The following is a 13,975-nucleotide window of genomic DNA, read 5'->3' on the forward strand; positions in this document are numbered from 1 at the left end:
CGTTCGGTCACCGTCTAGAGCGAGGCTTTCTTTCATGACCGATACCGCAACCGCCCCCACGATGAAGGCGGATCCGAACCTGCACGAGGACGGTTCGCCCGAGCGTCTGACGATCGATACGATCCGCACGCTGTCGATGGACGCGGTCCAGAAGGCCAATTCGGGCCATCCCGGCACGCCGATGGCGCTCGCGCCGGTCGGCTACACGCTCTGGTCGAAATTCCTGCGCTACGATCCCAAGCACGCCGACTGGCCCAATCGCGACCGGTTCGTGCTGTCGGTCGGCCATGCGTCGATGCTGCTCTATGCGCTGATCCACCTCGCCAAGATCGAGGAAATCAGCGCGGACGGCGAGAAGAGCGGCAAGGAGGCGGTCAGCCTCGAGGACATCCGGCAGTTCCGCCAGCTCTCGTCCAAGACCCCGGGTCACCCCGAATATCGCCACACGACGGGCGTCGAGACCACGACCGGGCCGCTCGGCCAGGGTTGCGGCAATTCGGTCGGCATGGCGATCGCCGAGCGCTGGCTCGCCGCGCGCTACAACAAGGACGGCTTCACGCTGTTCGACCATGACGTCTACACCATCTGTGGTGACGGCGACATGATGGAGGGCGTCTCCGCCGAAGCGGCGAGCATGGCCGGGCATCTGAAGCTCAGCAATCTGTGCTGGATCTACGACAGCAACCACATCTCGATCGAGGGCGCGACCGATCTCGCGTTCGACGAGGATGTCGGCCTGCGCTTCGACGCTTACGGCTGGAACGTCATCCATGTCGACGACGCGAACGACACCGCGGCGCTGAGCCGCGCGATCGAGACGTTCAAGGCGACCACCGACAAGCCGACCTTCATCGTCGTGCATTCGGTGATCGGTTACGGCAGCCCCAAGGCGGGCAGCGAGAAGGCGCATGGCGAGCCGCTCGGCGACGAGAATATCCGCCTCACCAAGCAAGCCTATGGCTGGCCCGAGGACAAGTCCTTCTACGTGCCCGACGGCGTGATCGAGCATTTCAACGGTGCGATCGCAGAGCGCGGCGCCAAGCTGCGCGACGAATGGGTCGCGCTGACCGACAAGTATCGTGACGCATATCCCGAGCTGTCGGCCGAGCTCGACCTGCTGCTCAAGGACGAGCTGCCCGAGGGCTGGGACGCGGACATTCCCGTGTTCGAGGCCGATCCCAAGGGTGTCGCCAGCCGTGATTCGGGCGGCAAGGTGCTCAACGCGATCGCCGCCAAGGTGCCGTGGCTGATCGGCGGCTCGGCGGATCTCGCGCCGTCGACCAAGACCGACATCAAGGGCCAGCCTTCGTTCGAGGCGAACAACTATGCCGGCCGCAACTTCCATTTCGGCATTCGCGAACATGGCATGGGCGCGATCGTCAACGGCATGGCGCTGTCGCATCTGCGCTCCTACGGCTCCACCTTCCTTGTGTTCGTCGATTACATGCGCGCACCGGTGCGCCTGTCGGCGATCATGGAAGTCGGCGCGGTCTGGGTGTTCACGCATGATTCGATTGGCGTCGGCGAGGACGGCCCGACGCACCAGCCGATCGAGCATCTGGCCACGCTGCGCGCGATCCCCGGGCTCGACACGATCCGCCCGAGCGATGCGAACGAAGTCGTCGCAGCGTGGAAGGCGGTCCTGAAGGACGCCAGCACGCCGGCCGCGCTGATCCTGTCGCGCCAGGCGCTGCCGACGCTCGACCGGACCAAATATGCGAGCGCCGACGGCGTTGCGCAGGGCGGGTATGTGCTCGCTGATTGTGACGGCACGCCCGACGTGATCCTGATCGCGACGGGCAGCGAAGTGTCGCTCGCGGTCGACGCGCATGAGAAGCTGGTTGCGGACGGCGTGAAGAGCCGGGTCGTGTCGATGCCGAGCTGGTATCGCTACGAACTGCAGGACGCCGCCTACAAGGAAAGCGTGCTGCCGCGGGGCGTGCGGGCACGCGTCGCGATCGAGATGGCCGGGTCGATCGGCTGGGACCGCTATGTCGGGCTCGACGGCGCGACCGTGACGATGTCGACCTTCGGTGCCTCGGCACCGCTCGCCAAACTGCAGGACAAGTTCGGGTTCACCGTCGACAATGTCGTCAAGGTTGCCCGCCAGGTTATGGAGACCAAGTGATGGGTGCGCTCAACGATCTCGAAGGCTTCGGCCAGGCGGTATGGCTTGATTTCGTCGACCGGAAGTTCCTGGAGGCCGGCGGTCTTCAGAAGCTGGTCGACGCGGATGGCTTGACCGGCGTCACGTCCAACCCATCGATCTTCGAAAAGGCGATGGGCCACGGCGAGGCCTATGACTCGACGCTCGCGAAGTTCGACGAGGAGAATCCCGGCGCGGCGACGATCGACCGCTACGAGCATCTCGCGATCCAGGACATCAAGGCGGCGGCGGAGACGCTGAAACCGGTGTACGACCGGCTCGACGCGAAGGACGGCTATGTCAGCCTCGAGGTGTCGCCCTATATCTCGGACGATACCGACGCGACGATCGCCGAGGCGCGCAAGCTGTGGGCGGCGGTCGACCGGCCAAACCTGATGATCAAGATCCCGGGGACGCTCGCGGGCGGCCCGGCGATCTCGACCGCGATCTCGGAAGGGATCAACGTCAACGTGACCTTGCTGTTCTCGATCGACGCCTATGTCCGCGTCGCCGAGGCCTATGCGGCGGGGCTCGAGAAGCGCGTCGCCGAGGGCAAGCCGATCGATAGGATCGCCAGTGTCGCGAGCTTCTTCGTCAGCCGGATCGATACGATGATTGACAAGCAGATCGATGCGCGCCTCGAAAAGGGTGATGCCGAGGCGGATGCGCTGAAGGCGGTGCGCGGCAAGGTCGCGATCGCCAATGCGAAGATGGCGTATCAATGGTATCTCGAGTTCCTGAAGTCGGACCGCTGGCAGGCACTCGCCGCCAAGGGCGCACAGCCGCAGCGGCTGTTGTGGGCGTCGACCGGGGTCAAGGATCCGAGCTATCCCGACACGCTCTACATCGACACGCTGATCGGCCGTGACACGGTCAACACGATGCCGCCAAAGACGATGGACGCGTTTCGCGACCATGGCACCGCGGCGGAGACGATCACCGCGGATGTCGACGGCGCGAAGGATGTGCTGGCGGAAGCCGAGCGGCTGGGCCTCGACCTGACCGGCGTGACCGGCACGCTGGTCGAAGAGGGCGTCGCCTCGTTCGTGAAGGCGTTCGACGACCTGCTCGGGTCGATCGCGAAGAAGCAGCCGGCGACGGCGTAAGACCTATGCTCCCTCTCCCCCGCTGGGGAGAGGGTTGGGATGAGGGGCTGCCAGGCGCGCCCCCGCCCGGACCTGCCCCTCACCCCGACCCTCTCTCCGGAGGGGAGAGGGAGAAGACAAGGATTTCCCTATGAAGATCGGACTGATCGGCCTCGGCCGGATGGGCGGCAATATCGCGCGCCGGTTGATGAAGAACGGCCATGAGGTCGTCGCGTTCGATCGCGATGCGGAGGCGGTGAATAAGCTCGCGGCGGATGGTGCGATCGGTGCGGACTCGCTAGACGACATGCGTGGCAAGCTCGACACGCCGGCGATCTGGTGGGTGATGGTGCCCGCCGGCGAGCCGACCGAGCAGACCGTGCAGGCGATTGCCGAAAAGGCCGCCGAGGGCGACATCATCATCGATGGCGGCAACAGCTTCTACAAGGACGACGTCCGCCGTGCGAAGGAGCTTGCCGAAAAGGGCATCCGCTATGTCGACGTCGGCACGTCGGGTGGCGTCTGGGGCCTTGAGCGCGGCTATTGCATGATGATCGGCGGCGAGACGGAGACGGTCGATTATCTCGACCCGATCTTCGACACGCTGGCGCCGGGCATGGGCGAGATCGTCCGCACGCCGGGCCGCATCGAGGGGCAGGCCGATCCGCGTGCGGAAAAGGGCTATATCCATGCCGGCCCTCCGGGTGCCGGGCATTTCGTCAAGATGGTCCATAACGGTATCGAATACGGCCTGATGCAGGCCTATGCCGAGGGCTTCGACATTCTCAAGGGCAAGTCGGGCGAGCATGTCGCCGAGGACCAGCGCTTCGACATCAACCTGACCGACGTCGCCGAAGTGTGGCGTCGCGGCAGCGTGATCTCGTCGTGGCTGCTCGACCTGTCGGCGATCGCGCTGGCCAAGGACGGTACGCTCGAAGGGTTCAGCGGCAGCGTCGCGGATTCGGGCGAGGGTCAGTGGACGATCGACGCGGCGATGGAGGAGAAGGTGCCCGCCAACGTGCTGAGCGCCGCGCTCTACGCACGCTATCGCAGCCGGGTCGACCATACGTTCGGCGACAAGCTGTTGTCGGCCATGCGCTTCGGCTTTGGCGGGCATGTCGAGATGCCTCAGTGAACGACATCAAGCTGCTCGTGTCCGACGTCGACGGCACGCTCGTCGACAAGGACAAGAAGGTCGCGCCCGCGACCGTCGATGCGGTCAGGCGGCTGAAGGCGGCGGGCCTGGGCTTCACGATCATCAGCGCGCGGCCGCGATCGGGGATGATGCCGATCGCCGAACTGCTCGGCATCGACGAGCCGATGGGCGCGTTCAACGGCGGCATCGTGTTCAAGCGCGACGGCACGGTCATCGAGCATCACATGGTCGATGTCGACGTCGTGCGCGGCGCGATGGACATCATCGGTGACGCCCCCGTCGATACCTGGATCTTCGCCGACGACGTCTGGTATGCCAGCACCGACCAGGGCAGCCATGTCGACAGCGAGCGCAAGGCCTCGGCGCAGGATCCGGTGATCGTCGCCGACTTCACCGAGCTGCTCGGCAAGGCGGACAAGGTGACGTTCGTCAGCGACGACGAGGATCTGCTCCGCGACCTGCACGCCAAGGTGGCGGCGCAGTTCGACGCGCAGGCGACGATCGTCCAGAGCCAGACCTATTATCTCGACATCACGCCCGTGGCGGGCAACAAGGGCAGCGGGATCGAGGAACTCGCGGACGCGTTCGGTATCAGCCTGACGCAGACCGCGGCGATCGGCGACCAGGCGAACGACATCGCGATGCTCAAGCGGGCCAGGCTGGCGATCGCGATGGGCAATGCGCCGCAGTCCGTCCGCGACGTCGCGCATGAGATTACCACCGCGAACGATGCCGATGGCGTCGCGCACGCGATCGACACATTTATCCTGACTGGAGTTTCCGCATGAAAGAGTTGGTTGCCTTTGACCTCGACGGAACGCTGGCCGAAAGCAAGCAGCCCTTGCAGGAGCCGATGGGCGAGGCGCTCGCGGACCTGCTCGACGTCGCGCATGTCGCGGTGATCTCGGGTGGCGACTGGCCGCAGTTCGAAAAGCAGGTCGCGAGCCGTCTGCCCGAGCGCGCCGATCGCACCAAGCTGTGGCTGATGCCGACGACCGGCACCAAGCTGTACCGGTTCGACGACGCCTGGCGTGCGGTCTATGCCGAGCTGTTCGAGGAAGACGAGAAGCAGAAGATCCTCAAGGCATTCGACGAGTCGCTCGAGGCGACCGGGTTCGTCCCCGAGCAGACCTGGGGCGAGCGGATCGAGGATCGCGGGAGCCAGATCACCTTCTCCGCGCTCGGCCAGGAAGCGCCGATCGACGCCAAGCACAGCTGGGATCCCGACTTCGCCAAGCGCAAGGTGATCCAGGCCGATCTGCGCCAGCGTCTGCCGGGTCTGTCGATCAACATGGGCGGCGCGACCTCGATCGACATCACGCGCGAGGGTGTCGACAAGGCGTATGGCCTGAAGAAGCTCAACGAGGCGAGCGGGATCGCGCTCGACAAGATGATGTTCATCGGCGACGCGATCTTCCCGGGCGGGAATGATTATCCGGCCGAGCAGCTCGGGCTCGACGTCGTGAAGGTGAAGAATGTCGACGGCACGCTGGCGGCGATCGCCGGGATCGTCGCATGCCTGAAGTAAGAGCATGAGCGTCGCGTTTCGCCGTGAAAGCGACGAGGAACATCTCGAGCCGAAATTCGAACAGCCGATCGCGCCGGGGCCCAATCTGGTCACGGCGCGCGGCCTTGCGCTGATCGGCGAGCGCGTCGAGACGATCGAGGCGGCGGTGGCGGTCGAGACCGACGAGGAAGCGCGCAAGGTCCTGCTGCGTGACCTGCGCTACTGGCATACGCGCCAGACGACCGCCGAACTCGCGCCCGAACCCGAAGAGGGTGAGGTCGGGATCGGATCGTCGGTGCGCGTGCGGATGAACGGCGCGGAACGGACGATCGTGATCGTCGGCGGTGACGAGGCGGAGCCGGGCGAGGATCGCCTCGCTTTCTCCGCCCCGCTCGCACGCGCGCTGATGGGCGCCGCGGTGGGCGAGACGGTGGCGTTTGCCGGCAAGGCGGATGCGATCGAGATAGTGGAGATCGCATAATGGCCGAGGCGAAATTCGAACGGCACCGCCAGCCCTGGACCCAGGACGAGATCCAGAAGCTGCACACGCTCGCCAAGAAGGGCATGGCGCTGAAGGCGATCGCCAAGGCGCTGACGCGGAGCGAGGAATCGGTGAAGACGCGCGCGAAGGAAGATTCGCTGAACATCGCGAAGCTGCGGTAGCCGCTCGTCATCCTAGGTCCTGACTTTCGTCATGATGACGATTGAAGAATGCACCACCCCGGCGGAGGCCGGGGTCCAGTTGGAGAGGTTGGGGGTAACGGCGCGCGACGTGCGTCATTGCCGTCCCCCAACTGGGCCCCGGCCTTCGCCGGGGTGGTGCTTTTGTTAAGAGCCGGTGGCACCTATATGGGCGATCCCCAACGCGCTGAATCCGGCCTTGTTCTCTCGCAAAGGCGGGAGCCCAGTCCGGGTCCCGACCTTCGCGGGGAAACACCTTTCTTTAGCGGCCGGCACCCCGCGCCGCACGGAGCGAACCTTGTCCGACTATGACGCGATCATCCTCGGGGCGGGCGCCGCCGGGCTCATGTGCGCCGCGGTCGCGGGGCAGCGCGGGCGGCGAATCCTGCTCGTCGACCATGCCGAGCAGGCGGGGAAGAAGATCCTGATCTCGGGCGGCGGGCGGTGCAACTTCACCAACATGCACACCGCCGCCGACCGCTATATCTCCGCCAATCCGCATTTCGCCAAGTCCGCGCTCGGCCGTTACACCGCGCAGGATTTCCTCGCGCTCGTCGAGAGTTACGGGATCGCGTGGCACGAAAAGACGCTGGGGCAGCTGTTCTGCGACGGCTCGGCGAAACAGATCGTCGAGATGCTGCTCGACGAATGCGACAAGGGGCGGGTCGATCTGTCGCTCGGGCGCGCGGTCACTGCGGTCGAGCATGGCGATGGCGGCTACCGCGTCGCGATCGACGGCCGCGCGGTCACCGCCCCCGCGCTGGTGATCGCGACCGGTGGGCCGTCGATCCCGAAAATGGGCGCGACCGGCTTTGCCTATGATCTGGCGCGGCAATTCGGGCTGAAGGTGGTCGAGCCGCGGCCCGCGCTCGTCCCGCTGACGCTCGGCGGCGACGAGATCCTGTTCCGCGAATTGTCGGGCGTCGCCGCCGACGTCGTTGCGACGGCCGGCAAGACCGCGTTCCGTGAGGCAGCGCTGTTCACGCATCGCGGGCTGTCGGGGCCGGCGATCCTGCAGGCCTCGTCCTATTGGCGGCACGGTCAGCCGGTGGGCATCGATTTCGTCCCCGACCGCGACTCCGGCTGGCTCCCCGCGGCCAAGCGCACCACGCCGCGCGCGACCTTGCGCAAGCTGCTCGGGGGGACGCTGCCCGACCGACTCGCCGAGACGCTGAGTGAGCGGCTCGGGATGACGGGGGAGATTTCAACGCTCACCGATCGCCGGCTGCAGGACGCGGAGCGTGCGCTAAGCCACTGGCAATTCACGCCAAATGGCAGCGAAGGCTATGCCAAGGCGGAGGTGACGGCGGGCGGAATCAGCACTGCTGAGCTTTCTTCACAAACAATGGAAGCCAAACGCGTAAAAAACCTGTATGCGGTCGGCGAAGCGGTCGATGTCACAGGGTGGCTCGGCGGCTACAACTTCCAATGGGCATGGGCGAGCGGGTGGGCCGCGGGCCAAGTCCTGTAGGGACCACCACGCCAGTGCTTTGCCGTAGCGTCAAGCCGGCCACCAATTAGGACGTACATGCCTTTTTCAAATATTCCGTCGCTTCTTTCCGAAGCGCTCGCCGCGCGTGGCTATACCGCGCTCACCCCCGTCCAGGCACATGTGATCGAGGAGAATGCGGTTGGTCGCGATCTCGTCGTGTCGGCGCAGACCGGTTCGGGCAAGACCGTCGCGTTTGGCCTGGCGATGGCCGGCGAACTGCTCGGTGAAGCAGGCGAGGACGGCGTCCAGCGCCTGCCGGCCCCGCACAAGCCGCTCGTGCTCTGCATCGCCCCGACGCGCGAACTCGCGCTCCAGGTCAGCCGCGAGCTGATGTGGCTCTATGCCAAGGCCGGCGCGCGCATCTCGACCTGTGTCGGCGGGATGGACGCGTCGAAGGAGCGTCGCAGCCTCGCGCACGGCGCGCATATCGTCGTCGGCACGCCCGGCCGTCTGCGCGACCATCTCGAGCGTGGCGCGCTCGACCTGTCGGCCCTGAAGGTCGCGGTGCTCGACGAGGCCGACGAGATGCTCGACATGGGCTTCCGCGAGGATCTCGAGCAGATCCTCGACGCGTCGCCCGAGCAGCGCCGCACCTTGCTGTTCTCGGCGACGATGCCGCGGCCGATCGTCGCGCTCGCCAAGCGCTACCAGCGCGACGCGGTGCGGATCTCGACCGTCGGCGAGGATCGCGGTCATGGCGACATCTCGTACCAGGCCGTCACGGTCTCGCCGTCCGAGATCGAGCATGCGGTGATCAACCTGCTGCGCTTCCACGAAGCGGAGACGGCGATGCTGTTCTGCGCGACGCGCGATAACGTGCGCCATCTGCATGCGAGCCTGGTCGAGCGCGGTTTCGCCGCGGTCGCGCTGTCGGGCGAGCATTCGCAGAACGAGCGCAACGCCGCGCTTCAGGCGCTGCGGGACCGTCGTGCGCGCGTCTGCGTCGCGACCGACGTCGCCGCGCGGGGGATCGATCTGCCGACGCTCAGCCTCGTCGTGCACGTCGAACTGCCACGCGATGCCGAGACGCTCCAGCATCGCTCGGGTCGTACCGGTCGTGCGGGCAAGAAGGGCACCGCCGTGCTGATCGTGCCGTTCCCGCGTCGCCGTCGCGTCGACATGATGCTGAAAGGTGCGAAGATCAACGCGGAGTGGGTCAACGCCCCGACCGCCGAGGATATCCGCAAGAACGACCATGAGCGGCTGATCACGATGCTGATGCAGCCGGTCGAGGTCGAGGACGAGGATCGCGAGCTGGCGACCCGCCTGATGGCCGAGAAGACGCCAGAGGATATCGCCGCGGCGCTGGTGCACATGCACCGCGCGACGATGCCGCAGGCCGAGGATCTGATCGACCAGAGCAAGCAGTCGGTCAGCGACGATCGTTCGCAGGGGCCGCGCGCCGGGTTCGAGGACACGGTCTGGTTCCGCATGGACATCGGCCGTCGCCAGAACGCCGATCCGCGCTGGATCCTGCCGCTGATCTGCCGTCGCGGGCACATCACCAAGTCCGAGATCGGTGCGATCCGCATCGGCCCGAACGAGACCGCGTTCGAGATCCCGCGCGCCGTCGCGTCGCGCTTCTCGGCGGCGATCCAGCGTACCGCGCAGGCGGGCGAAGAGGAGAGCGGCGTCGCGATCGAGGCAATGCAAGGCGCGCCCGAGAGCACCGCACGCCATGCCGGCGGCGGTGGTCGCAGCAACGCGGGCGCCCCGCGCTCGACGCTGCACCGCGCGGCGCCGCGCGGCGGTCCGGCGCCGGCGCGCAAGGCGCCGTATCGCGGCAATCGCGAGCGCAGCTGACTCTGCCGCCTTCCGTTCGTGCTGAGCGACGTCGAAGCACCCCGGCTTGGGGCATGCCCTTCGACTTCGCTCAGGGCGAACGGGGTGAGGGCGCGGGCCGCCTCCGGCGCCGTCATCCTGACGATGCCGAGAACCCTTTCAGCCCCGTCATCCTGACGAAAGTCAGGATCCAGAGCGGCGGACGCCGTCCTGCTTGATCCTGGATCCTGACTTTCGTCAGGATGACGACGTTGGTGAAATCGGGAGATAGCCGATGACGACCGCACCCACCGCACCCACCGCCCTCCGCATCCTCGTCGACGCCGATGCGTGTCCCGTCAAAGACGAGATCTACAAGGTCGCGTGGCGGCACGAGGTGCCCGTCACCATCGTCGCGAACAGCCATTTTCGGATACCCGTCCACCCGCTCGTCAACCGCGTCGTCGTCAGCGACGGGTTCGACGCCGCCGACGACTGGATCGCCGAGCAGGCCGATGCGAAGGCGGTGGTGATCACCGCCGACATCCTGCTCGCCGATCGCTGTGTGAAGGCAGGCGCGACCGTGCTCGCCAACACCGGCAAGCCGTTCACCACCAGCTCGATCGGCGGTGCGATCGCGACGCGCGCGATCATGGCCGATCTGCGCGCGGGCGGCGACGTGATCGGTGGCCCTGCACCCTTTGGCAAGGCGGACCGGTCGCGCTTCCTGTCCGCGCTCGACGCTGCGCTGGTCCGGCTGAAGCGCGGCTGAGGCATGGCTCGACTTCCCGGGTCTCTCCGGGCACACATAGGTTATGCGTCCCCCTCTGCTCGATCGTGATGAACTGCTCGCGCGACAGGCGTTCCAGCTCGCGCTGGTCGACCTGTTCCGCACGATGGCGCGGCCCGACGACATCATGGCGGCCGCCGCCGCGGCGCTGGGCTCGCATCTCGACGTCGCGCGCTGCGGCTATGACGAGGTGTCGGCGGACGGCGCGATGACCCGGGGCGTCAGCGACTGGTCGAACGGGACGCTGCCCGGCCTCGCCGCGACGCCAGACGGAGACGGAGACGGGGACGCGGACGCGGCGCTTGGCGCGGGCGTGATCGCCGATCTGCGGCGCGGGCACACGGTGATCGTCGACGATTGCACGACCGACGCACGCGCGCGCGATCCGGCGACCGCGCGGTGCTGGGCGCAGGCCGGCGTCGGCGCACTGATTGCCGCGCCGCTGCTCCGTGACGGGCGGCTGGCGGCGGTCCTGTATCTGCACGAGGCCACGCCGCGCGACTGGACCAGGGCGGATATCGCGCTGGTCGAGGACGTCGCGCTGCGCACCTCGGACGCGGTCGACCGGGTGCGCGGTGAGATCGCGGTGAAGGCGAGCGAGGCACGCTATCGCTCGCTGTTCGAATCGATCGATGCGGGGTTCTGCGTGATCGAGGTGCTGTTCGCCGACGGCGCGCCGTACGACTATCGCTTCCTCGAGGTGAACCGGGCGTTTGCGCGCAACACCGGGCTCGACGACATGATCGGGCGGACGATGCGCGACGTCGCGCCCGACATGGAACAGCGCTGGTTCGACCTGTACGGCCATGTCGCGACGACCGGCGAGCCGCTGCGGTTCGAGGATCCCGCCTCCGCGCTGCAGGATCGCTGGTTCGAGGTCTATGCCTACCGCGTCGATGCGCCCGAGCTGAATCATGTCGCGGTGCTGTTCAACGACATCAGCGAGCGCCGCCGCAACGAGGTGGCGCTGTCCGAAAGCCGTGAGGAGCTGGAACTGGCGACGCGGGTCGCGCGGCTGGGCCGGTTCGACTATCGTCCGGCGGACGGGATGCTGCGCTGGGACGACCGGTGCCGCGCGCTGTTCGGGATCCCGGCGGGCGCGCCGGTCGAGTACGAGTCCGCCTTCCTCGCCAATCTCCACCCCGACGACCGCGCGGCGGCCGATGCGCAAGTCGCCGCCGCGCTCGATCCGCGCGGCACGCGGATGTTCGATTCGGAATATCGCACGATCGGCCAGAGCGACGGCGTCGAGCGCCATATCGTCGCGCACGGCATCGCGTTCTTCGACGGAGATACGCCGATCCGGCTGGTCGGGACGGTCGTCGACATGAGCGACGATCGTCGCGCACAGGCGGCGCTGCGCGAGACGAGCGAGCGGCTGCGGCTGGCCAGCCGTGCGACGAACGACGCGATCTGGGACTGGGACCTGCGCCGCAATTCGGTGCTGTGGAACGAAGCGCTGACGCGCGCCTATGGCCATGTCCTGCCCGATGCGAAGTCGACCGGCGACTGGTGGCTGGACCAGGTCCATCCCGATGACCGCGCGCGGATCCATGCGAGCATCGATGCGGTGATTTACGGGCAGGACAGCGACTGGACCGACGAATACCGGTTCGCCTGCGCCGACGGCCGCTATGCCGATGTGCTCGACCGCGGCTACGTCATCCGCGACGAGGACGGCGCGCCGACGCGGATGATCGGCGCGATCCTCGACCAGTCGACGCGCAAGGCGGCGGAGCGCCAGCTGCGCGCGATCAACGAGGGACTGGCCGAAGCCGTCGAGGTGTCGACCGCCGACCGCGACCGGTTGTGGGAATTGTCGTCCGACATCATGCTGCGCGCCGAGTTCGACGGCACGATCGTCGCCGCCAATCCCGCCTGGACCGACATGCTCGGCTGGTCGATGGACGAGATCGTCGGACGCCAGCTCTTCTCGCTGCTCCACCCCGACGACGTCGCGCATACCGGCCTGGCCGCGGCGGGGATCGCCCGCGGCGAGGCGGTCGCGCGGATCGACAATCGCTATGCCCACAAGGATGGCAGCTATCGCTGGATCAGCTGGGCGGCGCGGCCGGGCGACGGGCTGATCAACGCGGTCGGGCGCGACGTCACCGCGGACAAGGAACGCGAGGCGCAGCTGGCGCGCGCCGAGGATGCGCTGCGCCAGGCGCAGAAGATGGAGGCTGTCGGTCAGCTGACCGGCGGCATCGCGCACGACTTCAACAACATGCTCACCGGCATCCTGGGCGGGCTCGACATGGTCCGGCGCAACGTGCCCGAACCGCGCCCGGACAAGGTCGACCGCTATCTGGAGGCGGCGACGGTCTCCGCGCAACGTGCCGCCGGGCTGACGCAGCGGCTGCTCGCCTTTTCGCGGCGCCAGTCGCTCGACGTGAAGGCGACCGATGTCGACCGGCTGATCGCCGACATGGAGGATCTGCTCGCACGGACGCTCGGCGAGAATGCGCGGCTCGAGATCCGGCGGCAGGACGCGACCTGGCCGGTGACGACGGATGCCAACCAGCTCGAAAGCGCGCTGCTCAACCTCGCGATCAACGCGCGCGACGCGATGCCCGAGGGCGGGCGGCTGACGATCGAGACCGAGAATACGCATCTCGACGCGCAGTATACCGAGGCGATCGGCGATCTCGCGCCCGGCGACTATGTCGCGATCGGCGTCAGCGACACCGGCACGGGCATGTCGAAGGCGGTGATCGAGAAGGCGTTCGACCCGTTCTTCACCACCAAGCCGATCGGGCAGGGCACCGGGCTCGGCCTGTCGATGATCTATGGCTTTGCGCGCCAGTCGGGCGGGCATGTCCGGATCTATTCGCAGGAGGGCGAGGGCACGACGGTCAAGCTGTACCTGCCGCGCTTCCACGGCACTGCGGCGGCCAGCGTGCCGACCGCGGACCGCGACCTGCCGCGCGCGGACGGCGAATGCGTGCTGGTGGTCGAGGACGATGTCGCGGTGCGGATGCTGATCGTCGATATCCTCGGCAGCCTTGGTTACGGCGTGATGGAGGCGGGCGACGCGCACGCGGCGATCCCGATCCTCGAAAGCGAGCGGCGGATCGACCTGCTGGTCAGCGATGTCGGCCTGCCCGGGATGGACGGGCGCCAGCTGGCCGAGGTCGCGCGGCGGCATCGACCCGATCTGCGGATCCTGTTCGTCACCGGCTATGCCGAAAAGGCGGCGGTGCGCGGCGAGTTTCTGGGTGCGGGGATGGAGATGATCACCAAGCCGTTCGCGCTCGACATGCTCGCCGAACGGATCCGCGAGATGGTCGCGCGCTGACCCCGGGCGAGCGCGAAGACGCCTCGCCCGTGACTTTACCGGTTGCCATCCCGGGGCCC

General features: G+C 67.2%; 11 protein-coding genes. All 11 read left to right on the forward strand.

Going from position 1 to position 13,975, the window contains the following annotated elements; genetic code table 11:
• The first annotated feature begins 34 nt into the window (after positions 1–34).
• The 11 genes from tkt to sphst_RS13240 all read left to right on the forward strand — a co-directional run bounded on the left by tkt (position 35) and on the right by sphst_RS13240 (position 13,916).
• Positions 35–2,128, forward strand: coding sequence for a transketolase (gene tkt, locus sphst_RS13190; protein ID WP_031396451.1), 2,094 nt, complete (start codon positions 35–37; stop codon positions 2,126–2,128).
• Positions 2,128–3,252 carry a transaldolase gene (gene tal, locus sphst_RS13195; RefSeq protein WP_107045664.1) on the forward strand — a complete coding sequence of 375 codons (1,125 nt, stop codon included), beginning with the start codon at positions 2,128–2,130 and terminating at the stop codon, positions 3,250–3,252. The genes tkt and tal overlap by 1 nt, the downstream gene beginning before the upstream one ends.
• 130 nt (positions 3,253–3,382) lie before the next feature.
• Positions 3,383–4,366: a phosphogluconate dehydrogenase (NAD(+)-dependent, decarboxylating) gene (gene gnd, locus sphst_RS13200; RefSeq protein WP_031396454.1), complete on the forward strand. Its 984-nt coding sequence runs from the start codon at positions 3,383–3,385 to the stop codon at positions 4,364–4,366.
• Positions 4,363–5,175, forward strand: a complete 813-nt coding sequence (locus sphst_RS13205; RefSeq protein WP_031396455.1) for a Cof-type HAD-IIB family hydrolase — start codon at positions 4,363–4,365, stop codon at positions 5,173–5,175. Before gnd ends, sphst_RS13205 begins: the two co-directional genes overlap by 4 nt.
• The gene (locus tag sphst_RS13210; RefSeq protein WP_031396456.1) at positions 5,172–5,915 is read left to right on the forward strand and encodes an HAD-IIB family hydrolase; all 744 of its coding nucleotides are present in this window, start codon (positions 5,172–5,174) and stop codon (positions 5,913–5,915) included. The genes sphst_RS13205 and sphst_RS13210 overlap by 4 nt, the downstream gene beginning before the upstream one ends.
• Before the next feature lie 4 nt (positions 5,916–5,919).
• On the forward strand, positions 5,920–6,375 hold the full coding sequence (locus sphst_RS13215) for a GreA/GreB family elongation factor (RefSeq protein ID WP_031396457.1): 456 nt from the start codon (positions 5,920–5,922) through the stop codon (positions 6,373–6,375).
• Positions 6,375–6,557 carry a hypothetical protein gene (locus sphst_RS13220; protein ID WP_031396458.1) on the forward strand — a complete coding sequence of 61 codons (183 nt, stop codon included), beginning with the start codon at positions 6,375–6,377 and terminating at the stop codon, positions 6,555–6,557. Before sphst_RS13215 ends, sphst_RS13220 begins: the two co-directional genes overlap by 1 nt.
• Before the next feature lie 316 nt (positions 6,558–6,873).
• Positions 6,874–8,046 carry an NAD(P)/FAD-dependent oxidoreductase gene (locus sphst_RS13225; protein ID WP_031396459.1) on the forward strand — a complete coding sequence of 391 codons (1,173 nt, stop codon included), beginning with the start codon at positions 6,874–6,876 and terminating at the stop codon, positions 8,044–8,046.
• Positions 8,047–8,103: 57 nt separating this feature from the next.
• Positions 8,104–9,870 carry a DEAD/DEAH box helicase gene (locus sphst_RS13230; RefSeq protein WP_056409192.1) on the forward strand — a complete coding sequence of 589 codons (1,767 nt, stop codon included), beginning with the start codon at positions 8,104–8,106 and terminating at the stop codon, positions 9,868–9,870.
• 253 nt (positions 9,871–10,123) lie between these two features.
• A complete protein-coding gene (locus sphst_RS13235) occupies positions 10,124–10,600 on the forward strand; it encodes a YaiI/YqxD family protein (RefSeq protein ID WP_031395340.1) in 477 nt (158 codons plus the stop codon).
• Between the two features lie 43 nt (positions 10,601–10,643).
• Positions 10,644–13,916, forward strand: a complete 3,273-nt coding sequence (locus sphst_RS13240; RefSeq protein ID WP_107045665.1) for a PAS domain-containing protein — start codon at positions 10,644–10,646, stop codon at positions 13,914–13,916.
• Positions 13,917–13,975: the final 59 nt, after the last annotated feature.

The sequence above is a fragment of the Sphingomonas sp. STIS6.2 genome (assembly GCF_000732685.2).
GTDB lineage: Bacteria > Pseudomonadota > Alphaproteobacteria > Sphingomonadales > Sphingomonadaceae > Sphingomonas > Sphingomonas aerolata.

Coding starts and splice junctions, on each gene's coding strand:
- sphst_RS13220 (WP_031396458.1), top strand. CDS start 6,375: ATGGCCGAGGCGAAATTCGAACGGCACCGCCAGCCCTGGACCCAGGAC.
- sphst_RS13240 (WP_107045665.1), top strand. CDS start 10,644: ATGCGTCCCCCTCTGCTCGATCGTGATGAACTGCTCGCGCGACAGGCG.
- sphst_RS13210 (WP_031396456.1), top strand. CDS start 5,172: ATGAAAGAGTTGGTTGCCTTTGACCTCGACGGAACGCTGGCCGAAAGC.
- gnd (WP_031396454.1), top strand. CDS start 3,383: ATGAAGATCGGACTGATCGGCCTCGGCCGGATGGGCGGCAATATCGCG.
- tal (WP_107045664.1), top strand. CDS start 2,128: ATGGGTGCGCTCAACGATCTCGAAGGCTTCGGCCAGGCGGTATGGCTT.
- tkt (WP_031396451.1), top strand. CDS start 35: ATGACCGATACCGCAACCGCCCCCACGATGAAGGCGGATCCGAACCTG.
- sphst_RS13235 (WP_031395340.1), top strand. CDS start 10,124: ATGACGACCGCACCCACCGCACCCACCGCCCTCCGCATCCTCGTCGAC.
- sphst_RS13215 (WP_031396457.1), top strand. CDS start 5,920: ATGAGCGTCGCGTTTCGCCGTGAAAGCGACGAGGAACATCTCGAGCCG.
- sphst_RS13230 (WP_056409192.1), top strand. CDS start 8,104: ATGCCTTTTTCAAATATTCCGTCGCTTCTTTCCGAAGCGCTCGCCGCG.